The following is a 20,713-nucleotide window of genomic DNA, read 5'->3' on the forward strand; positions in this document are numbered from 1 at the left end:
ACCCCACCCGGGGGGCGGCGCCCCCCCCCCCCCCCCGCCCCGCGCCGGGGGGGGGGGGGGGGGGGGGGGGGGGGCCACCCCCCGGGGGGGGGGGGCCCGCCCCCCCCCCCCCCCCCGGACCGTGATCAGCTGTGCCGGGTCCGGCGGCGCGGACGCTCGCCGCCCTCGCCACCCTCGCCGCCGCCTTCGCCGCCCTCGCCGCCGCCCGGGGCGCGCTCGCCGCCGCCCGGGCCACGACCGCCCCGGTCGCCGCCACGCTCGCGGTCACCGCGGTCACGCGGGCCCCGGTCGCCGCCGCGGCTGGCCGGACGCTCGCCGCCGGCGACCTCGCCGGTGGCGGCCGGTGCCTCGGTGCCCTCCGGGCGGACCTTGTCGAGGTAGATCTTGCCGCGGGCGTCGATGTCCGCGATCTCCACCTCGACCCTGTCGCCGACGTTGAGGAAGTCCTCGACCCGCTCGACCCGCTTGCCGTCGCCCACCTTGGAGATGTGCAGCAGGCCGTCGCGGCCCGGCAGCAGCGAGACGAACGCGCCGAACGCGGCGGTCTTGACCACCGTGCCGAGGAACCGCTCCCCCGCCTTCGGCAGGGTCGGGTTGGCGATGCCGTTGATCCGGTCCACCGCCGCCTGGGCCGACGGGCCGTTGGTCGCGCCGACGTAGATGGTGCCGTCGTCCTCGATGGAGATCTCGGCGCCGGTCTCGTCCTGGATGGCGTTGATGGTCTGGCCCTTCGGGCCGATCACCATGCCGATCTTGTCGACCGGGATCTTCACGGTGGTGACCCGCGGGGCGTACTCCGACATCTCGGCCGGCCCCTCGATGGCCCGCTGCATCACGCCGAGGATGGTCTGCCGGGCCTCGTTCGCCTGCTGGAGCGCGGCGGCCAGCACATCCGACGGGATGCCGTTGAGCTTGGTGTCGAGCTGGAGCGCGGTGACGAACTCCGGCGTACCGGCGACCTTGAAGTCCATGTCGCCGAACGCGTCCTCGGCGCCGAGGATGTCGGTCAGCGTCACGTACCGGGTCTTGCCGTCCACCTCGTCCGAGATGAGGCCCATGGCGATGCCGGCGACCGGCGCCTTCAGCGGCACACCGGCCGACAGCAGGCCCAGCGTCGAGGCGCAGACCGAGCCCATCGAGGTGGAACCGTTGGAGCTGAGCGCCTCGGAGACCTGCCGGATGGCGTAGGGGAACTCCTCGCGCGACGGCAGCACCGGGATCAGGGCCCGCTCGGCGAGCGCGCCGTGGCCGATCTCGCGCCGCTTCGGCGAGCCGACCCGGCCGGTCTCACCGGTCGAGTACGGCGGGAAGTTGTAGTTGTGCATGTAGCGCTTGCGGTTCTCCGGCGAGAGGGTGTCCACCATCTGCTCCATGCGCAGCATGTTCAGGGTGGTCACGCCCAGGATCTGGGTCTCGCCCCGCTCGAACAGCGCCGAGCCGTGCACCCGGGGCAGCACGCCGACCTCGGCGGTCAGCGCGCGGATGTCGCGCGGGCCGCGGCCGTCGATGCGGACCTGCTCGCGGAGCACCCGGTTGCGCACCTCGGACTTGGTCAACGACCGGAAGGCAGCGGACAGCTCCTTCTCCCGGCCCTCGAAGCGACCGCCCAGCTCCTCGGCGACCTTGGCCTTGACCCGGTCCAGGGCCTCCTCGCGGTCGGCCTTGCCGGCGATCTTCAGGGCCTCGGCGACCTCGGCGCGGGCCAGGTCGGCCACCGCGTCGTACACGTCGGCCTGGTAGTCCAGGAAGACCGGGAACTCGGCGACCGGCTTGGCGGCCACCTCGGCCAGCTCGCTCTGGGCGCGGCACAGCTCGCGGATGGCCGGCTTGGCGGCCTCGAGGCCGCTGGCGACGATCTCCTCGGTCGGGGCGGTGGCACCGCCCGCGATCAGGGCCACGGCGTTCGGGGTGGCCTCGGCCTCGACCATCATGATCGCGACGTCGCCGTCTTCGAGGGTGCGGCCGGCCACGACCATGTCGAAGGTGGCCCTGGCCAGCTCCTCCAGGGTCGGGAAGGCGACCCACTGGCCGTCGATGTGCGCGACCCGGGTCGCCCCGATCGGGCCGGAGAACGGCAGGCCGGAGAGCTTGGTCGACATCGACGCGGCGTTGATCGCGACCACGTCGTACGGGTGCTGCGGGTCGAGCGCGAGGATGGTCTCGACGACCTGGACCTCGTTGCGCAGGCCCTTGACGAACGACGGGCGCAGCGGCCGGTCGATCAGCCGGCAGGTGAGGATCGCGTCCTCGCTGGGGCGACCCTCGCGGCGGAAGAACGAGCCGGGGATCCGACCCGCGGCGTACATCCGCTCCTCGACGTCGACGGTCAGCGGGAAGAAGTCGAACTGCTCCTTCGGCTGCTTGCCGGCGGTGGTGGCGGACAGGACGACCGTCTCGCCGAGCTGGGCGACGACGGAGCCGGCGGCCTGGCGGGCCAGCCGGCCGGTGGAGAAGGTGATCTCACGGGTGCCGAAGGACCCGTTGTCGATCACGGCTGTGCGGGATTCGGTGCCGAGGTTTTGCCCGGTCATGGTTCGGTGGTGCTCCTTCGCATCGGGGGGCCCACGACGCGGGGAGCTGCTCAGACGGCCGGTCTTCGATCGAAGCGCCCGGGGTGCCGGCGAGCTGCCGGGGCTCCCGGGGGCCACTACCGGAGACCGGTACGCTGACCGGCTCCCTGTCGGGTGGTCGCGCGGCCCCTGTTTTTCGTCAGGTGGTGGACGCCGATCGGGGGAGCGACCCGCTGGGTCGCTCCCCCGTCACGTCAACGGCGCAGGCCGAGCCGCTCGATGAGCGAGCGGTAACGGCTGATGTCCTTCTTCTGGACGTAGTTGAGCAGCCGGCGGCGACGGCCGACCAGCAGCAGCAGCCCACGACGGCTGTGGTGGTCGTGCTTGTGCACCTTCAGGTGCTCGGTGAGCTCGGCGATCCGCTTCGTGAGGACCGCGACCTGCACCTCCGGCGAACCGGTGTCACCCTCGGCGGTCGCGTACTCCGCGCGGATCTTGGCCTTGGCTTCCTGGTCGAGCGCCATGTTCTCCCTGTTTCGATGGGTTGATCACTAGATGTCCGTCGTGTCGGTCGGTGGACCGGAGACGGACCGGCACCTCGCACCCGCGGCGTCGTGCAGGCACGCGAGGCCCCACGTCGGTCAGTCGACGTCCCGGCCAGACTACCAGCCCTCGGCGGAACCGCCCGTCAAGGGCGTCCGACGTGGCGGCCCGGGGTGGCGGCCGGCTCAGCCGAGGGCGCGGCGGGTGCGCTCGACGTCCTCGGCGATCTGGGCGATCAGCGGCTCGACCGCGTCGTAGCGCACCTGACCGCGCAGGTGGGTGACGAAGTCCAGGGCCAGCCGCTCGCCGTACAGGTCCCCGGAGAAGTCCAGCGCGTACGCCTCGACCCGCCGCTCCAGGCCAGAGAACGTCGGGTTGGTGCCGACCGAGACGGCTGCGGCCAGCCACTTCCGGTGCCCCCGGCGGACCAGCCGGGCGGCGTAGACGCCGTCGGCGGGCACCGCCGCGTACCGGTGGCAGAGCAGGTTGGCGGTGGGGAAGCCCAGCTCCCGGCCACGCTGGTCGCCCCGGACCACCACCCCCTCGACCCGGTGCGGACGGCCCAGCGCCACGGCCGCCGCGCCGACGTCACCGGCGTCAACGCAGGCCCGGATGTAGGTCGAGGAGAACACGGTGCTGTCCTCGGCGACCAGCGGCGCCCCCTCGACCGAGAAACCGAAGGCCCGCCCGAGGCGCTCCAGCAGCGCCACGTCGCCGGCCGCCTTGTGCCCGAACCTGAAGTTCTCCCCCACCACCACCAGGGCGGCGTGCAGGTGCTGGACCAGGATGTCGTGCACGAACGCCTCGGCCGGCACCCGGGAGAACTCCGGGGTGAACGGCACCACGCAGAGCGCGTCGACGCCGAGCGCCTCGATCAGCTCGGCCTTGCGGGCGGGCTCGGTGAGCACCGCCGGGTGGGAACCGGGGCGCACCACCTCGGCCGGGTGCGGGTCGAAGGTCACCACCACCGACTGCACGCCCAGCTCCCGCGCCCGGGCCACGGCGTGCCCGATGGTCGCCTGATGCCCCTTGTGCACGCCGTCGAAGACGCCGATGGTGACGACCGAACGGCCCCAGCCGCCGGGCGCCGCGTCGTACCCCCGCCACCGCTGCATGACGATCCTCCCCTGCCTTCCGCGACCGGCCGCGCCGGCGGGCCGTACCCCGCCCACCGTCAGGCCGGGGCGAGCACGATCTCCGCGCGGGCCCGGCCGTCCCGCTCGCTGACGATAGCGATCAGGCCGCCCTCGGGGCCGAAGACGGCGTACGGCCCGGCGAGGCCGACCGGGTCGAGCGGGCCGCCGTGGGAGAGCACCTTCGCCTCGTCGGCGGTGGCCACCCGGCGCGGGAAGAACCGGTCGGCCGCGGCGTCGAGCGGCAGGTTCACCACCTCGGGCGCGCACTGCTCCAGCTCGTCGAGGGTCGCCGCCTCGGCCAGCGCGAAGCCGCCGACCGCGGTGCGGCGCAGCGCGGTCAGGTGGCCGCCGACCGAGAGCGCCAGGCCCGCGTCCCGGGCCAGCGCCCGGATGTACGTCCCGGACGAGCAGGTCACATCGATGTCCACGTCCACCACGTCGGGGGTGTCCCGGCGGATGGCCAGCACGTCGAGGCGGCTCACGGTGACCCGGCGGGCGGGCAGCTCGACGCTCTCCCCCTCGCGCACCCGCTTGTACGCCCGCTGGCCGTCGATCTTGATGGCGCTGACCGCGCTCGGCACCTGGTCGATCTCGCCGGTCAGCGCCGCGAACGCCGACCGGATCGCCTCGTCGGTGACCGTCCCGGCCGGGGTGGTGGCCAGCACGTCGCCCTCGGCGTCGTCGGTGACGGTGGCCTGCCCGAGCCGGACGGTGGCCGCGTAGCTCTTGCCGGCGCCGATGACGTACGTCAGCAGCCGGGTGGCCCGGCCGACCCCGATCACCAGCACGCCGGTGGCCATCGGGTCGAGCGTGCCACCGTGCCCGACCCGGCGGGTCCGGGCCAGCCGGCGGATCCGCGCCACCACGTCGTGCGACGTCATGCCGCCGGGCTTGTCGACCACGATCAGACCGTCTGCGCTCACGAGCGCCAAGCCTGCCAGACGGGCGCACGAGCCCTGTCGCCGGCACGACGCCGCCGGGCCCGGTGGGGAATGGCGGGCGGGCGACGGCGAGGACTGCTGAGCGTCAGCGGACGGCGCCGACCACGGCCCAGCCGCCGGAGCGCAGCCGCAGCAGCAGGGCCGCCAGCCGGAGCAGCACGAACAGGAACAGTCCGGCCCAGATGCCGCCGAGGCCCAGGTCGAACGCGTACGCCAGCCAGATCGCCGGCAGGAAGCCGCCGAACGCCGCGACGATCGTGAGGTTGCGCAGGTAGCGGACGTCACCCGCGCCGATCAGCACCCCGTCGAGGGCGAACACCACGCCGCCGACCGGCTGCAACGCCACCAGCCAGGGCCAGGCGACCATGGCCTGGTCGCGTACCTGCTCGTCGGAGCTGAACAGCCCCGGCACGACGCCGGACCCGACGGCGATGAGCACCGCGAACGCCACGCCGCAGCCGGCGCCGAGCAGCGCGACCCGCCGGGCCAGGGCGCGGGCGCCGGCGTCGTCGCCGGCCCCGAGCGCCGCGCCGATCAGCGCCTGCGCGGCGATCGCGAGGGCGTCGAGCACCAGGGCGGTGAAGAACCACAGTTGTACGGCGATCTGATGCGCGCCGACCGCAGCCGCCCCGAACCGGGCCGCGACGGCGGTGGCGGACAGGAAGCTGGCCTGGAAGGCGACGCCCCGGACCAGCAGGTCCCGGCTGAGCACGAGCTGCTGGCGGATCACCCCCGGGCGGGGGCGCAGGGCCACCCGTTCGTTCACCAACGCGGCGGCGAACAACCCGCCGGAGATGGTCTGGGCCACCACGTTGGCCACCGCCGAGCCGGTGAGCCCCCACCCGACGGGGTAGACCAGCAGCGGGCAGAGCAGCGCGGAGAGCAGGTTGGGCCCGAGCACGAACCACAGCGGCCGACGGGTGTCCTGCACGCCACGCAGCCAGCCGTTGCCCGCTGCGGCGAGCAGCAGCCCGGGGGCGCCGAGCGCCGCGACCCGCAGCCACCGCCCGGCCGCGTCGGCGACCTCGCCGGGCCCGGCGAGTGCGTCGACCAGCGGGCCGGCGCCGAACTGCATGACGAGCGCGACCAGCACCCCGACCCCGAGGGCCAACCAGGACGCCTGGACGCCCTCAGCCACGGCGGCGGCCCGGTCGCCGGAGCCGAACCGGCGGGCGGCCCGCCCGGTGATCCCGTACGCCAGCACGGTGCCCAGCCAGGCGATCAGGGTCATCACGGTGCCGGCGACGGCCAGCGCGGCGAGCGGCAGCCGGCCGAGGTGCCCGACCACGGCCGTGTCGACCAGGACGTAGAGCGGCTCGGCGGCGAGCACCACGAGGGCCGGCAGGGCCAGGGTGGCGATCCGTCGCGGCGACGCGACGGCGGATGGGGCGGGGGCGGAGGCGGGCTGAGTCATCGCCGCCGATCCTGGCACGGCGGGGTAAGGATCACAACCCGCGCTATTCCTTACCCTCCCTCGATGGCGAGACCTCCCGCCACCCGGCGGAGGATCCCCTCACGCGTGCCACCCCGACCCCCCGGGCACCCGACCGCGCCACGCCTCACCGAGCAGCCCCACGAACGCGCACTTTCCGAGAAAGAGTGGCCTCGTGAGCGGCCTGAGGCCCTCTTTCCCGGAAAGTGCACCGGCGTGGGCCCGGGGTGGGTGGAGTGGGGTGGGTGGGGTGGGTGGGGTGGCATCAGCGGCGGGTGGGGTGGGTCACTGGCGGGTGTCCATCGACGTCTGGAGAGCGCGGCGGGCCTGCTCGCGCGCCTCGTCGGTGTTCTCGGTCTTGGGCTTGGGCTTGTTCGACATGATTCGGTCCTTCCAGGGTGCGGGCCACGGCGACGCGGTGGCCCTGCGGCCGGTCGTGCTGGCGCCCGACGGGCGGTCCGGGATCACCGGAGTGGCCGGTCTGGGCGTGCGCCCGGGTCGGTCTGACCCTGGGGGGAGGCGACGCCGGGTGCGGCGCCACCACCGTTGACCAGCATCGCGAGACACGACACCGGTCGATTCCCAAGTTATCGTTCAGGTCCACATACTGCCCACTCTTCCCGCCATCTGGACAGGTGGAAATCCCGCGAGCGCCACGGGAGGGCCACGGACCGAGGCTGGCGACCCTCAGCGGGCCAGGAAGTGCCAGCCGAGCCACCACCAGAAACCGAACAGGCCGATCCGGCCGACCGGCACCGGCCCCACCTCGTAGCGCATCACGTAGGCGCAGACGTCGGCCAGCGACGGGATCCGGGAGCCCGGGCGGCGGGCGGCCCACTCGACGGCGGCGAAGAGCACCAGGGCGGTGACGAAGCCGCCGATGGCGAGTACCCGCATCATCGCCGCACCAGCCCCCAGAACGCGGCGAGCCAGGCGAACCAGGCCGCCGAGCGGGCCAGTTCGTCCTCCAGCAACGGGTCGGCCAGCCGGGAGAAGGTGGGAAACTCGTCACCGGCGTGCAGGACGAAGGTGGCGCCCTCGAAGACGCCGAACACGGCCACCGGGAGCAGCCACCAGACCGTGCCCATGCCGAGCCGGCGGGGCGCCGGCCGCCGGGACACCCGGGCACCCAGGCCCAGCCAGATCAACGCGCCCCCGGTGCCGAGCGTGTAGAGGTTCGCCGAGGCGGAGAACGAGGGCAGTTGCCCGCCGACGAGGGAGAGGCAGATCAGCACCGGAACGGAGACCACGGGACGGTCCCAGACCCGGGGCTCCGTGACGATGAGCTCGCGCGGGTGATCCATCCCGCAATTCTCCCCGCCGCGACGGAGCGCGGGAAGACCAACACCCCCCGGAGTCGTCCCTGATCTACGCCTCGATCAACGCCTTGTCCAGCTCGGTGCGGATGCCGGCCATCACGTCCTCGGCGGTGCCGCGACCGGTGAAGCCGGCCGCGAGGCGGTGGCCACCGCCGCCGAGGGCGACCGCGACGTGGCTCACGTCCACCGCGCCCTTGCTGCGCATCGACACCGCCCACTCCGCCGCGCGGACCTGCTTGACCACGCAGCTCACGTCGGCCTCAGCGGTGCACCGCACCGAGTCGATCAGGGCCTCCAGCACGTACGGTCGCTGGTCGTGCCGGGCCAGGTCGTCGAGCGTGGCGTACGTCCAGACGAGGCCGTGGCCACCGGCAGCCGCCGGCTCCAGGCGGGCCCGGCAGAGCACCTCGCCGAACAGCCGCACCGCGCCGAAGGGCCGGGTGTCGAAGACCCGGCGGGAGATGTCACCGGGCCGGATGCCGGTGGCCAGCAACCGGGCCGCCAGCTCGTGCACCGCCGGCGTGGTCGCCTCGAACCGGAACGACCCGGTGTCGGTGGTCAACGCGACGTAGAGGCATTCGGCGATCGCGGCGTCCAGGGTCGCCCCGAGCCGGGTCAGCAGTTCCTCGGCCACCACCGAGGTGGCCGCCGCCCGGGGATCGACCAGGTTGATCCCGCCGAACCTGGTGTTGGAGGCGTGGTGGTCGAGCACCAGCGCGGCCCCGGCGGTCTCCAGCCGGTCGACCAGCCCGCCGAGCCGCGACTCGCTCGCCGCGTCGAAGCAGACGACCAGCTCCGGCGCCGGGTCCGCGTCGACCTCCGGGACCAGCAGATCCAGCCCCGGCAGGGCACGGAACGGCTCGGGCACCTCCGGCGGGCCGGGGAAGGTCGCCTGCAACCGGCGTACGCCGAGCTGACGCAGCCCCAGACCGAAGCCGAGCATGCTGCCCAGCGCGTCCCCGTCGGGGTTGACGTGGCAGATCAGCAGGACCCGGGCGTCGTCCGGCAGGCGACGCACCGCCGCGACGGCGGCGGCCCAGTCGGCCTCGGCCGGGCCGGACCCGGCGGCGGGCCCGGCCACGGCCGGGGCGGTGTCGGCGGGCCCTGTCACGGCCGGTCCGCGCCGCGGGGGGTGTGCTCGTCGTCGGCCCCCTCGTCGGCGGAATCCCCGTCCTCGTCCTCCTCGTCCACCCGGTACGGCTGGGCCTCGCCCGCGTACCGGGCGCCGGCGGCGAGTCGCTGCACCTCGGCGTCGGCGGTGCGGGCCTGGACCAGCAGGTCGTCGATCTGCTTGACCTGGTCCTGCACGTTGTCGAGGACGAAGGTCAGCGACGGCGAGTGGCGCAGCCCGAGAGCCTTGCCGACCGTGCTGCGCAGCATCCCCTTGGCGCTCTCCAGCGCCGCCGCCGTGCTGGACTGCTCCGCCGTGTCGCCGAGGACGGTGTAGAAGACCGTCGCTTCGCGCAGATCGGCGGTGATCCGGGCGTCTGTGATAGTGATCATGCCGAGCCGGGGGTCCTTGATCTGGCTCCGCACCACCGACGCGACCAGTTCGCGAACCCGCTCCGCGTGCCGGCGTACCTTGGCCGGATCCGTCATCTTGCCCACCTCCACGGCGTCCCGCTCCCGGTCGGTCCAGGGGCGCGGTACGCCGCCGGATCCGACCAGCCAACAATTCGAACACTACCTTCGCCGCCGGGTCGACCGCCGGGCACGGGCATCACCGCCCGACGCCGGTCAGTCGTCGCCGTCGCCGTACAGGTGGCGACGCACCGACAGCAGCTCGATCTCGGGACGGCCCGCGACCAGGCGCTCGCACGAGTCGAGCACCTCGCGCACGTGCGCGCCCTCCGCGGCCACCACGGCCACGGCTATCTCCGCCCGACCGTGCAGGTCGAGCGATCCCACCTCGGCGGCCGACACCTCGAAGCGGCGCAGCGCCGCCACGATCGGCCGAACATATGATCTCTTGGCTTTGAGCGACCGGGAGTCGCCCGGCAGCAGCAGGTCGAAGACCGCGGTTCCGGTGAACATCGCCCCGGACGATACCCGCAGTGACCCCCACATGATCAAGGGGTTTACGCCGTTGCCGGCGTAAACCCCTTGATCAATGTGTCGAACGGGTCAGGCGCGCGGCTTCTCCCGCATCTCGAAGGTCTCGATGATGTCGCCGACCTGGACGTTGTTGTACCCGGCCAGGGTCAGACCACACTCGAAGCCCTCGCGGACCTCCGTCGCGTCATCCTTGAACCGCTTGAGCGAGCTGATGGTGAGGCTGTCCGCCACCACCTGCCCGTCCCGAAGCAGCCGCGCCTTGGCGTTGCGGCGCAGGATCCCGGATCGGACGATACAGCCGGAGATGTTGCCGACCTTGGACGAGCGGAAGACGTCGCGGATCTCCGCGCTGCCCAGCTCGACCTCCTCGTACTCCGGCTTGAGCAGCCCCTTGAGCGCGGCGTCGATCTCCTCGATGGCCTGGTAGATGACCGTGTAGTACCGGATCTCCACGCCCTCGCGGTCGGCGATCTCGCGGACCTTGTTGGCGGCCCGCACGTTGAAGCCGATGATCGTGACCGCCTCGGACGAGGCGCTCGCGAGCATGACGTCGCTCTCGGTGATCGCACCCACGCCCCGGTGGATGATCCTGAGCTGGACCTCCTCCGGGATGTCCAGGTTGAACAGGGCGTCCTCGAGGGCCTCCACGGAACCGGAGACATCGCCCTTGAGCACCAGGTTGAGCGAGGTCTTCTCGCCCTCCTTGAGCTGCTCCATGAGCGTCTCGAGGGTGGCCCGGCCACGGGAGTTGGCGAAGGACGCCGCCCGCCGCCGTGCCTGCCGCTGCTCGGCGATCTGACGCACCGTGCGGTCGTCCGCGGCGGCGAGGAAGGTGTCGCCCGCCCCGGGGACCGCGGTGAGACCGAGCACCAGCACCGGACGGGCCGGACCCGCCTCGGCGACCTGGTTGCCGTTCTCGTCGAGCATCGCCCGGACCCGGCCGTGCGCCCCGCCGGCGACGATGGAGTCGCCCGCCCGCAGGGTGCCCTTCTGCACCAGCACCGTCGCCACCGCACCGCGGCCCTTGTCCAGGTGCGCCTCGATGGCCACACCCTGCGCCGGCCCGTCGATCGGAGCGGTCAGCTCCAGCGACGCGTCGGCGGTGAGCAGGACGGCCTCGAGGAGTTCCTCGATGCCGATGCCCGGCTTCGCGGCCACGTTGACGAACATCGTCTCGCCGCCGTACTCCTCGGCGACCAGTCCGTACTCGGTCAGCTGCTGGCGGACCTTGTCCGGGTTGGCGTCCGGCTTGTCGATCTTGTTGACCGCGACCACGATCGGCACGTCCGCCGCCTTGGCGTGGTTCAACGCCTCGATCGTCTGCGGCATCACGCCGTCGTCGGCCGCGACCACCAGCACCACGATGTCGGTGACCTGGGCGCCACGGGCACGCATGGCGGTGAACGCCTCGTGGCCCGGGGTGTCGATGAAGGTCACCGCCCGGTCGATCCCCTCGTGCGGGACGTGGACCTGGTAGGCACCGATGTGCTGGGTGATGCCACCCGCCTCGCCGGCCACGACGTTCGCCTTGCGGATCGCGTCGAGCAGCTTGGTCTTACCGTGGTCGACGTGGCCCATGACGGTCACGACCGGCGCACGGCTGACCAGGCGGTCCTCCGCGACCTCGGCGTCGAGGTCGATGTTGAACTGCGCGAGCAGCTCGCGGTCCTCGTCCTCCGGGCTGACGATCTGCACGTCGAAGCCGAGGTGCTCACCCAGCAACAGCAGGGTCTCGTCGGAGCACGACTGGGTCGCCGTGACCATCTCGCCCAGGTTGAACATCTCCTGGACCAGCGAACCCGGGTTGGCGTTGATCCTGTCGGCGAAGTCCGACAGCGAGGCGCCACGGGAGAGCCTGACGGCCTGACCCTGACCCCGGGGAGCACCCGAGCTCATGGTCGGGGCCGACAGGTTGTCGAACTCCTGTCTGCGCTGCTTCTTGGACTTGCGGCCACGGGTCGGCCTACCGCCCGGACGCCCGAAGGCACCCGCGGCGCCGCCGCCACGGCCACGGCCGCCACCACCTGGACGACCGCCGCCACCGGCCGGTGCACCCGGGCGGAAACCGCCGCCGGGAGCACCGCCGCCGCCACCGGGACCGCCACGGTAGCCGCCGCCACCGGCACCGGCACCGCCGCCACCGCCGGGACCGCCGCGGAAGCCACCGCCGCCGCCACCACCGGGACCGCCGCGGAAGCCGCCGCCACCGGCGCCGCCGCCGGGACGACCCGCGCCACCGCCGCCACCGGGACGACCCGCGCCGGGGCCGCCACCTGGACGACCGGGGCGCTGGCTCGGCATGGAGGCCGGGCTGGGCCGGGGCGGCATGGAGGCCGGACTCGGCCGGGGCGGCATCCCCGCCGGGCTCGGGCGGGGACCGCCACCACCGGCGGCCGGGGGCCGCTGCTGACCGCCCTGGATACCGAACGGGTTGTTACCAGCGCTGCGCGCCGGCGGACGACCGCCCGGACGGGCACCCGGGCCCGGGGCCGGGGCCGGGGCCGGGGCACCGGGGCGACCGGCGGCCGGGGAACCCGGCCGGGGCGGCATCGCACCCGGACCCGTGCCCGGACCCGTGTTCGGGCGCGGGCCGGGACGGGGACCACCCTCGGTGGGTGGCTCCCGACGGACGTTCTCTCGCTGCTGCTGCCGGGCGGCCTGGGCGGCCTTGACCGCGGCCTCCTGCTCGGCCTTCAGCGCGGCGGCACGCACCTCGGCGGCCGCCACCTCGATGTCGTGGGCACTCGCCGGCTTGGCGACCGGGGCCACCGGCTGCGACAGGCCGGGAACTGGCCCCTTGGGCTTCGGGCCGGGGGTCGGCGGACCGGGCCGCCGCGGCGGCATCGGCTTCGCCGCGACCCGGGGGGCACCCGGGGACGGGGACGGGGACGGAGTCGGGGTCGGCGTCGCACTCGGGGCCGCCGCCGGAGGGGCGGACGGCGCCGGCGAACCGGCGGAGGCGACGAATGCGTTACGCAGCCGCCGGGCGACGGGCGCCTCGACGGTGCTGGACGCGGACTTCACGAACTCGCCCATTTCCTTCAACTTGGCGAGAACGGTCTTGCTTTCGACCCCGAGCTCCTTAGCAAGCTCGTGTACGCGGGCCTTACCTGCCACTGCACTCCTCACTCCGAGGTCGTGCGGGCAGCACCCGCAACAACCTCACTCGTGCACTTGAAGCCTGGTCATCTCAGGGACTTCATCGTGTGCTCATGTCGGTCGTCCTACCTTGCTAGCGACCCTCGCCCGGTCGGGATGACCTGACGTAGTGGTTGGCGCATCGAGATGCTCGGCCAGCTCACCGTGATCGACGACCCCGGTGACCCGCAGCGCACGCCCGAAGGCACGCCGCCGCACCGCCAGCGCGAAGCAAGCCGGATCCGGGTGCATGTTCGCTCCCCGACCCGGCAGCCTGCGAGCCGGATCGGGGCGGAGGCTGTGACCAGCCTCGTTGCCGACCGCGACCATTCGCAGCAATTCGTTGGCCGGCACACGTCGCCGGCAACCCACACAGGTGCGCTCCGGCAGCGCGTGTCGTACCACCGGAAGAAGTCTACCCCTAGCTGCCCGAGATCGCTCCGCCCGGCTCCCTGACGTGATCAGCCCCGCCCCGCGCGGGCGTGGTGGCCTGCTCCGCATCCGACCGGATGTCGATTCGCCAACCGGTCATCCGGGCAGCAAGTCGGGCGTTCTGCCCCTCCCGGCCGATCGCCAGCGAGAGCTGGAAGTCCGGCACGGTCACCCGGGCGGTACGGGTGGCCAGGTCGACCACCTCGACCCGCAGCGCCTTGGCCGGCGACAGCGCGTTGCCGACGAAGGTGGCGGGGTCGTCCGACCAGTCGATGATGTCGATCTTCTCACCGTGCAGCTCGCTCATCACCGCGCGAACACGCTGGCCCATCGGGCCGATGCAGGCGCCCTTGGCGTTCACGCCCGGCGTGGTGGAACGCACCGCGATCTTCGTACGGTAGCCGGCCTCGCGGGCGATGGCGCCGATCTCCACGGTGCCGTCGGCGATCTCCGGAACCTCCAGCGCGAACAGCTTCTTCACCAGCGCCGGGTGGGACCGGGAGAGGGTGATCTGCGGGCCGCGCATCCCCTTGGCGACGTGCACCACGACGCAGCGGATCCGCTCGCCGTGCGTGTACCGCTCGCCGGGGACCTGCTCGGACTGCGGCAGCACGCCCTCCAGCTTGCCGAGGTCGACGCTCACGATGCCCTTCTCGGACCGCGCCTCGTGCGCCTGCACCACGCCGGTGACCAGGTCACCGTCGCGGCCGACGTACTCGCCGAAGTGCACCTCGTCGGTGGCCTCCCGCAACCGCTGGAGGATCACCTGCTTGGCGGTCATGGCCGCGATCCGGCCGAAGTCGTGCGGGGTGTCGTCCCACTCCCGCACCACACTGCCGTCCTCGTCCGTCTCCTGGGCGTAGACCAGGGCCCCGCCGGACTTCCGGTCGATCTCCACCCGGGCGTGCGATTCGGCCCCGTCGGTGTGCCGGTAGGCGGTCAGCAGCGCGGTCTCGATCGCCGCGAGGATCGTGTCGAACGGGATCTCCCGCTCGCGCTCGAGTGCGCGCAGCGCCGCGAGGTCGATGTTCACCTCTCCTCGTCCTCCACATCATCTTCGTCGTCGATGTCGTCAATGTCCTCGATGTCGCCGAGCTCGTCGTCGCCCACCTCGTCGAGGCGGTTGAACTCGACCTGAACCCGGCCGGGGCCGAGCTCGGCGTGGCGGAACTCCGCGTGGCCCGAATCGGTCTCCAGCACCACGCGCTCGTCGTCGGCCTCGACCACCCGGCCGGTGACCTGGCGGTCGCCGCCGGACTGCTCGGGCACCGCGCCCCGGGCGGTCACCTTCACCAGTCGGCCGACGTTACGCCGCCAGTGCCGGGGCAGGGTGAGCGGACGGTCCACCCCGGGGGAGCTGACCTCCAGCTGGTACTCGCCGGCCAGGATGTCGCCGCCGGCCTCCTCGGCCGCGTCGAGCGCGGCGGAGACGGCCCGGGAGACGTCCGCCACCGCGTCCAGGCTGATCCCGCCGTCGGCGTCCACGATCACCCGCACCACGTGCCGGCGGCCGGCCGGGGAAACGGAGAGGTCCTCCAGGTCGCACCCGGCCTCGTTGACGACCGGCTCGATCACCGCGCGCAACCGGGCTCGCCGGGCCGCGAGGTCGCCCCGGGGAGGGCTGCCGACGCGGTCACCGCTCCGGGGGCCGTCGGCGCGCCGGGGTCTCCCCGTCGGCCCCGTCGGCCTGGTGGCACGGCCACGCTGCGTCATCTGGCGCACCCTCTCGTGATCGACGGTGCCCGGTCGGGCACCATGCCGGCGCACCACCGGAGCGGAGCCCCGGTGGTGCGCAGAGCGTAACGCGCCCGCCGCGCGGCGGGCCGGGCGGCGCACCGACGCCGGTCGCCCACCTCCGTGCTCGAATGGTGTTGACTTGCCCGGTGGCGAAGGGCAGAACGACACGGCACGACCCGACACAGGGACATTCCCGGCGAAAGCTGCTGCGGGTCGGCGCGCTGCTGGCACTCGGTGGCACCACCGCACCGCTGACCGGCTGTGACCTTTTCGACGGCGACGAGCCGGACCCGGCCCCCGACCCGCTCGAACCCCTCGCCGCCGAGGCACGCGAGCTGGCCGCCCGGCACCGCGCCGCGCTGGCCGCCGACCCCGGCCTGGCCAAGAGGCTCACCCCGATCGCCGAGGCACACGAGGCACACGCCGCCGAGCTGGCGAAGCTGTTCGGCCGCCCGGCGTCCGCGTCCCCGGGCACACCGTCGACCGGGGCCAGCGCCAGCGCCGGCAGCGGCCGGACGGCCACGCTGGCCGGCCTGCGTCAGGCGGAGCAGAACGGGCGCGAGTCGGCCGCGAAGCTCTGCGCCGGGGCGCCGGCCGAGCGGGCCGCGCTGCTCGGCTCGATCGCCGCCGCCCGGGCCACCCACGTGGAGGCGCTGAGGTGACCCGTCGACAGACACCGTCCGGGCCGGCGCAGGCGCTGGCCGACGCGCTCGCCGCCGAGTACGCCGCGGTCTACGCGTACGCGCCGATCGGGGTCCGGCTCACCGACGCCGCCCGCACGGCCGCCCGCCGGGCCGAGGGGGCGCACCGGGACCGGCGCGACGCGCTGGTGCTCCAGCTCAGCGCGGCCGGCGACCCGGTCCCCGCCGACAAGGCCGGGTACGCGCTGCCCTTCCCGGTCACCGACGCGGCCAGCGCGCTGCGGCTGGCGGTCGAGGTGGAGGAGCGCACCGCCGCGTTCTGGCGGGCGGCGCTGCCGCACACCACCGGGGCGGACCGCAACCGGGCCCTCGCGGCGCTGACCGACTGCGCGGTGCGGGCCACCCGCTGGCGGCGTACCGCGGGGGTGACTCCGGTCACCGTCGCGTTCCCCGGTCGGCCCGACTGACCGGCCCCGGACCGGTTCGCCGCTCGCCGGGCAGCCGCCGCCCACCGCCCCCGGTTGCGGGTGACATACCAGGTATGCATACTCCGGACCATGTCCATCCGTCACGGCCTGCTCGCGCTGCTCGAACGCGGCCAGATGTACGGCTACCAACTCCGGGCCGCGTTCGAGGAATCGACCGGCTCGACGTGGCCGCTGAACATCGGGCAGGTCTACACCACCCTGTCCCGGCTGGAACGGGACGGTCTGGTGCGCCCGCTGCCGGAACACGAGGGCGGGCAGCGGCCGTACGAGATCACCGACGCCGGGCGGGCGGACCTGGCGCTGTGGTTCGCGACCCCGCTCAGCCGGGCCGACCGCCCCCGCGACGAGCTGGCCATCAAGCTGGCCCTCGCGCTGACCACCCCGGGCGTGGACGTGCGATCGGTGGTGCAGACCCAACGCACCGCCACCATGCGGACCTTGCAGGAGTTGACCCGGTTGAAGTACGCCAGCGACCGCCCCGAGGATCTGCCCTGGCGGCTGGTGCTGGACGCGATGGTGTTCCAGGCCGAGGCGGAGGTCCGCTGGCTGGACCACTGCGAGACGAGCCTCGTGCGGTACCGGCCGGCACCTCGGCCCGACGGCCGGGCGGGGGAGGTCGGTCGGCCGACGGGCACGGCTGGTCGGGACAGCGAGGAGGCACGGCGGTGAGCGGACCGGACGACGCGCCGGGGACCGGCCCCACCGCGCCCGGAGCGGCGGTGCTCGACCTGCGCGACGTCCACCGCACCCACGGCAGCGGCGAGGCCACCGTGCACGCCCTGCGCGGGGTCACCCTCACCGTCGGCCCCGGCGAGTTGGTCGCGGTGATGGGGCCCTCCGGCTCCGGCAAGTCCACCCTGCTCGCCCTGGCCGGCGGGCTCGACGGGCCGACCTCGGGCGAGATCCTCGTCGAGGGGCAGCCGCTGGGCGCGCTCGACCGCCGCGCGCTGGCCCGGGTGCGCCGCCGGCGGATCGGGTACATCTTCCAGAACCTCAACCTGCTGGGCAGCCTCACCGCCGCCGAGAACGTCGCGCTCCCCCTCGAACTGGACGGCGTCGGCGTACGCCAGGCGCGGCGGGCTGCCCGGGTCGCGCTCGACGAGGTGGGGCTGACCGAGCTGGGCGGGCGCTTCCCGGACCAGTTGTCCGGCGGGCAGCAGCAGCGGGTGGCCATCGCCCGGGCGCTGGTCGGCGAGCGACGGCTCGTCCTCGCCGACGAGCCGACCGGCGCGCTCGACTCGCAGACCGGCGAGGCGGTGCTGCGCCTGCTGCGCCGCCGGGTCGACGCGGGCGCCGCCGCCGTGCTGGTCACCCACGAGGCCCGGCACGCCGCCTGGGCCGACCGGGTGGTGTTCCTGCGCGACGGGGTCATGGTGGACTCGACGGCGCCGCTGGGCGGCGTCGAGCAACTCCTGGCCGGCAGCGGTCGGTGAGCCGGAAGCGGGCGGCCGTCGTCCCGTCGCGGCGGGACCGACGCCCGGCCGACGTGCCGCCGCCGGCCCCGGCGGGCGAGATCGACGGCGGTGCCCGGCAGCGGCGGATCGTGGCGGCGCTGCGCTCCTGGCGGGCCGCGCTGCGCATCGCGCGGCGGGAAGCCGGGCGGGCCCGGGGTCGCAACGCGCTGGTGCTCGCGATGATCGCCCTGCCCGTGCTGGCGCTGGCCTTCGCCGCCGTCAGCTACGACATGTCCCGGCTGACCCGGGCCGAGCGGATCGACCGTCAGCTCGGCACCGCCGACGCGGAGTTGTTCTGGCTGGCGGACGGCCCGCTGGTGCAGGACGCCTGGGGCGACACCGGCTATCCCCGCGAGGGCGTCCGGCACCGGAACCGGCCGGTCACCGCCGCCGAACTGACCGCCCAACTCCCGGCCGGCAGCAGGGTCGGCGAGGTGCGGTGGTGGGCGACGTTCGAGGCGCGTGTCGGCAACCGTCGCGTGTCGTTCGACGGCCGGCAGCTCGACCTCACCGACCCGCTGCTGCGCGGTCAGGCCCGGCAGCTCGCCGGCCGCCCGCCGACGGCCGCCGACGAGATCGGGCTGAACCGGGCGGCGCTGCGCCGGCTGCACGTCCGGCCCGGCGACAGGGTCACCCCGGCCGACGGCTCGGGCGACCGGACCGTGGTCGGGGTGGTGGAGTTCCCCGACAGACTGGGCCCCATGGTGACCCTGCCACCGACGGCCCCCATGCCGGTCGAGTCGCAGGCCGAGACGAGGTGGCTCGCCGACCTGCCGGACGGCGTCGACCCCGGACTGACCGACCGGCTCAACACGCGCGGGATCACGGTGGTCGCCCGCACCCCGGCGCCCCACCCCGGCGTCGACGCCGGGATGCTCAACGCATCGGTGAGCGCCGAGGACGCCAGCAACGCGGTGCTGATCGGCGGCCTCGGCCTGCTGGAGGTCGTGCTCCTGGTGGGGCCGGCGTTCGCCGTCGGGGTGCGCCGCCGACGCCGGGATCTCGCCCTGGTCGCCGTGGCCGGCGGGGACGCCGCCCACCTGCGCCGCATCGTGCTGGCCGACGGGGTGGTGCTGGGCTGCGCCGGGGCCGCCGCCGGGCTGGCACTGGGCGTCGTCGCCGCGATCGCCGCCCGGCCCCTGACGGAGGAGTACGTCTTCCAGGCGCGCTTCGGGGCGTACCGCGTCTTTCCGGCCGCGCTGGTGGCGATCGCCGCGGTCGCGGTGCTGGCCGGGGTGCTCGCGGCGCTGGCCCCGGCCTGGACCGCCGCCCGCCAGGACGTGGTGGCCGGGCTGGCGGGGCGGCGCACCTCGCCCCCGCACCGGCGGCGCTGGCCGCTGCTCGGGGCGGCGCTGACCGCCGGCGGCGCGGCGGTGGCCGCGCTGGGTGCCGCCCGCAGCGTCACGCCGGTGCTCTTCGCCGGCCTGGTCCTCGGCGAGCTGGGGCTGGTCTTCGCCACCCCGACGCTGGTCGGGTTGCTCGCCCGGGCCGGCCGGTGGCTGCCGTTGGCCCCCCGCGTCGCGCTGCGGGACGCGAGCCGCAACCGCGCCTCGGCCGCCCCGGCCATCTCGGCGGTGATGGCCGCGGTCGCCGGCAGCGTCGCCCTCGGCGTGTACGTGGCCAGCGACGACGCGCGGACGAGGGCCGCCTACCGGCCGGGCCTGCCGTACGGCCACGTTCTGGTCGTCGGCTCCGACACCGCGACCGGGACGCTGCCGCCGGTGGCCCGGGTCGCCGAGGTCGCAGCCGCCGAGCTGCCGCCCAGCGCGGTGACCCGGATCGACGCCCCGGCCTGCTCCGCGCCCGCCACCCCCGCCGCCAGCACCGTCGAGGACTGGTGCGATGTCCAGGCGGAGCTGCCACCCGGACAGACCTGCCCGTACGAGGTGGGGCAGGTCCGGGACGCCGCCGTCCGGCTGCGCGTCCGGGCCGACCCACGCTGTGTCGACTGGTTGTCGGGCGGACCCAGCGGCTACTCGCTGTCGTCGGTGGTGGACGAGGGCGACGCGTTGGCCGCGCTCACCGGCGCCGCCCCGCAGGAGATCGCCGCCGCCCGCCGGGTGCTGCGGGCCGGCGGCGCCGTGGTGACCGACCCGCGCTACGTCCTCGACGGCCGGGTCACCCTGGCGGCGACGCGGACACGCGACGAATCGGGGTCGACGGGGACCGTCCGGGCCACCGTGCCCGGGTACGTGCTGCGCGGCGGGACCGGGGCGGACCAGCTCGTGCTGTCCCACGCCGCCGCCGCCCGGGTCGGGCTGGCCGCGTACCAGGTCGGCTTTGTCCTGGCCACCGACGCGGTGCCGACCCCCGACCAGCAGGACCGCTTCGACGCCGAGCTGCGGCGCCTCGCCCCGCTGCGGGTGGTCGTCGAGCGCGGGCGCCCGGACACCGACCAGCGGCCGATCCTGCTGCTGCTGGCCATCGTCTCCGGTCTGGTCACCGTCGGCGCGGCGGCCGTCGCCACCGGCCTCGCCGCGGCCGAGGGACGGGCCGACCTGTCCACCCTGGCGGCCGTGGGCGCCAGCCCCCGGGTACGCCGGGTGCTGTCGCTCTGCCAGGCCGGGGTGATCGCCGGGCTCGGCTCGGCCCTGGGCATCGCGGCCGGGCTGGGCACCGCCGTGATCGTCCTGGCCGCCACGAACCGCCGGTACGCCGGGGCCTGGCCGGTGGAGGAGCCGTACCCGGTCGTGGTGCCCTGGCTCACCCTGGGGGTGCTGGTGGTGGTGCCGCTGGTGGCGATGCTCGGCGCGGGCCTGTTCACCCGGTCCCGGCTGGCCGTCGAGCGCCGCCTCGACTGACGCCCGGGGCGGCGTTCGGACTGACGGCCGGGATGTTCCCCGCGCCCACCTCGGGCCTCGGGGGGTGCCGCCCCCGGACCGGGGGC

The 20,713-nt window shown here is 74.5% G+C and carries 19 protein-coding genes; 5 read left to right on the forward strand and 14 right to left on the reverse strand.

The features are described 5' to 3' along the window. Positions 1 to 125: 125 nt before the first annotated feature. The 14 genes from ACFYZF_RS05705 to rimP form a co-directional block, all read right to left on the reverse strand. A complete protein-coding gene (locus tag ACFYZF_RS05705; RefSeq protein WP_387016382.1) occupies positions 126 to 2,531 on the reverse strand; it encodes a polyribonucleotide nucleotidyltransferase in 2,406 nt (801 codons plus the stop codon). Between the two features lie 233 nt (positions 2,532 to 2,764). Next, a complete protein-coding gene (gene rpsO, locus ACFYZF_RS05710) occupies positions 2,765 to 3,034 on the reverse strand; it encodes a 30S ribosomal protein S15 (protein WP_007075299.1) in 270 nt (89 codons plus the stop codon). Positions 3,035 to 3,238: 204 nt separating this feature from the next. Then, positions 3,239 to 4,168 (reverse strand): bifunctional riboflavin kinase/FAD synthetase, encoded by a 930-nt coding sequence (locus ACFYZF_RS05715; RefSeq protein ID WP_387016384.1) that lies wholly within the window; start codon positions 4,166 to 4,168, stop codon positions 3,239 to 3,241. Positions 4,169 to 4,227: 59 nt separating this feature from the next. Beyond that, positions 4,228 to 5,112, reverse strand: coding sequence for a tRNA pseudouridine(55) synthase TruB (gene truB, locus ACFYZF_RS05720; protein ID WP_387016386.1), 885 nt, complete (start codon positions 5,110 to 5,112; stop codon positions 4,228 to 4,230). Positions 5,113 to 5,215: 103 nt separating this feature from the next. Then, complete coding sequence (locus ACFYZF_RS05725) at positions 5,216 to 6,544, reverse strand: MATE family efflux transporter (RefSeq protein ID WP_387016388.1); 1,329 nt, start codon at positions 6,542 to 6,544, stop codon at positions 5,216 to 5,218. A 705-nt stretch (positions 6,545 to 7,249) separates the two neighbouring features. Then, complete coding sequence (locus tag ACFYZF_RS05730; protein ID WP_387017102.1) at positions 7,250 to 7,459, reverse strand: DUF6186 family protein; 210 nt, start codon at positions 7,457 to 7,459, stop codon at positions 7,250 to 7,252. Further along, the gene (locus ACFYZF_RS05735) at positions 7,459 to 7,866 is read right to left on the reverse strand and encodes a hypothetical protein (protein WP_387016390.1); all 408 of its coding nucleotides are present in this window, start codon (positions 7,864 to 7,866) and stop codon (positions 7,459 to 7,461) included. The genes ACFYZF_RS05730 and ACFYZF_RS05735 overlap by 1 nt, the downstream gene beginning before the upstream one ends. 64 nt (positions 7,867 to 7,930) lie before the next feature. Beyond that, positions 7,931 to 8,962 (reverse strand): bifunctional oligoribonuclease/PAP phosphatase NrnA, encoded by a 1,032-nt coding sequence (locus ACFYZF_RS05740; RefSeq protein WP_387017104.1) that lies wholly within the window; start codon positions 8,960 to 8,962, stop codon positions 7,931 to 7,933. 26 nt (positions 8,963 to 8,988) lie between these two features. Beyond that, positions 8,989 to 9,480: a 30S ribosome-binding factor RbfA gene (gene rbfA / locus ACFYZF_RS05745; protein ID WP_387016392.1), complete on the reverse strand. Its 492-nt coding sequence runs from the start codon at positions 9,478 to 9,480 to the stop codon at positions 8,989 to 8,991. Positions 9,481 to 9,618: 138 nt separating this feature from the next. Further along, entirely contained in the window at positions 9,619 to 9,915 is a 297-nt protein-coding gene (locus tag ACFYZF_RS05750; RefSeq protein ID WP_387016393.1) for a DUF503 domain-containing protein, read from the reverse strand. Positions 9,916 to 10,005: 90 nt separating this feature from the next. Continuing rightward, entirely contained in the window at positions 10,006 to 13,053 is a 3,048-nt protein-coding gene (gene infB / locus ACFYZF_RS05755) for a translation initiation factor IF-2 (RefSeq protein ID WP_387016395.1), read from the reverse strand. 93 nt (positions 13,054 to 13,146) lie between these two features. Beyond that, complete coding sequence (locus ACFYZF_RS05760) at positions 13,147 to 13,479, reverse strand: YlxR family protein (protein WP_387016397.1); 333 nt, start codon at positions 13,477 to 13,479, stop codon at positions 13,147 to 13,149. A gap of 16 nt (positions 13,480 to 13,495) precedes the next feature. Next, positions 13,496 to 14,539, reverse strand: coding sequence for a transcription termination factor NusA (nusA, locus tag ACFYZF_RS05765; RefSeq protein WP_387016398.1), 1,044 nt, complete (start codon positions 14,537 to 14,539; stop codon positions 13,496 to 13,498). Continuing rightward, on the reverse strand, positions 14,536 to 15,219 hold the full coding sequence (rimP, locus tag ACFYZF_RS05770; protein WP_387016400.1) for a ribosome maturation factor RimP: 684 nt from the start codon (positions 15,217 to 15,219) through the stop codon (positions 14,536 to 14,538). The genes nusA and rimP overlap by 4 nt, the downstream gene beginning before the upstream one ends. A 227-nt stretch (positions 15,220 to 15,446) precedes the next feature. Between rimP and ACFYZF_RS05775 the strand changes: the two genes are divergently transcribed. The 5 genes from ACFYZF_RS05775 (at position 15,447) to ACFYZF_RS05795 (ending at position 20,627) form a co-directional block, all read left to right on the forward strand. Then, positions 15,447 to 15,905 carry a hypothetical protein gene (locus ACFYZF_RS05775; protein ID WP_387017105.1) on the forward strand — a complete coding sequence of 153 codons (459 nt, stop codon included), beginning with the start codon at positions 15,447 to 15,449 and terminating at the stop codon, positions 15,903 to 15,905. Continuing rightward, complete coding sequence (locus tag ACFYZF_RS05780) at positions 15,902 to 16,351, forward strand: ferritin-like domain-containing protein (RefSeq protein ID WP_387016401.1); 450 nt, start codon at positions 15,902 to 15,904, stop codon at positions 16,349 to 16,351. The genes ACFYZF_RS05775 and ACFYZF_RS05780 overlap by 4 nt, the downstream gene beginning before the upstream one ends. A gap of 90 nt (positions 16,352 to 16,441) precedes the next feature. Then, positions 16,442 to 17,041: a PadR family transcriptional regulator gene (locus tag ACFYZF_RS05785; RefSeq protein ID WP_387016403.1), complete on the forward strand. Its 600-nt coding sequence runs from the start codon at positions 16,442 to 16,444 to the stop codon at positions 17,039 to 17,041. Then, complete coding sequence (locus ACFYZF_RS05790) at positions 17,038 to 17,805, forward strand: ABC transporter ATP-binding protein (RefSeq protein WP_387016405.1); 768 nt, start codon at positions 17,038 to 17,040, stop codon at positions 17,803 to 17,805. The genes ACFYZF_RS05785 and ACFYZF_RS05790 overlap by 4 nt, the downstream gene beginning before the upstream one ends. Then, positions 17,802 to 20,627: an FtsX-like permease family protein gene (locus ACFYZF_RS05795; RefSeq protein WP_387016407.1), complete on the forward strand. Its 2,826-nt coding sequence runs from the start codon at positions 17,802 to 17,804 to the stop codon at positions 20,625 to 20,627. The genes ACFYZF_RS05790 and ACFYZF_RS05795 overlap by 4 nt, the downstream gene beginning before the upstream one ends. Positions 20,628 to 20,713: the final 86 nt, after the last annotated feature.

The organism is Micromonospora sp. NPDC001898, from assembly GCF_042891255.1.
Classification (GTDB): Bacteria; Actinomycetota; Actinomycetes; order Mycobacteriales; family Micromonosporaceae; genus Micromonospora.

Coding starts and splice junctions, on each gene's coding strand:
- ACFYZF_RS05705 (WP_387016382.1), bottom strand. CDS start 2,531: ATGACCGGGCAAAACCTCGGCACCGAATCCCGCACAGCCGTGATCGAC.
- rpsO (WP_007075299.1), bottom strand. CDS start 3,034: ATGGCGCTCGACCAGGAAGCCAAGGCCAAGATCCGCGCGGAGTACGCG.
- ACFYZF_RS05715 (WP_387016384.1), bottom strand. CDS start 4,168: ATGCAGCGGTGGCGGGGGTACGACGCGGCGCCCGGCGGCTGGGGCCGT.
- ACFYZF_RS05725 (WP_387016388.1), bottom strand. CDS start 6,544: ATGACTCAGCCCGCCTCCGCCCCCGCCCCATCCGCCGTCGCGTCGCCG.
- ACFYZF_RS05730 (WP_387017102.1), bottom strand. CDS start 7,459: ATGCGGGTACTCGCCATCGGCGGCTTCGTCACCGCCCTGGTGCTCTTC.
- ACFYZF_RS05735 (WP_387016390.1), bottom strand. CDS start 7,866: ATGGATCACCCGCGCGAGCTCATCGTCACGGAGCCCCGGGTCTGGGAC.
- rbfA (WP_387016392.1), bottom strand. CDS start 9,480: ATGACGGATCCGGCCAAGGTACGCCGGCACGCGGAGCGGGTTCGCGAA.
- ACFYZF_RS05750 (WP_387016393.1), bottom strand. CDS start 9,915: ATGTTCACCGGAACCGCGGTCTTCGACCTGCTGCTGCCGGGCGACTCC.
- rimP (WP_387016400.1), bottom strand. CDS start 15,219: ATGACGCAGCGTGGCCGTGCCACCAGGCCGACGGGGCCGACGGGGAGA.
- ACFYZF_RS05785 (WP_387016403.1), top strand. CDS start 16,442: ATGTCCATCCGTCACGGCCTGCTCGCGCTGCTCGAACGCGGCCAGATG.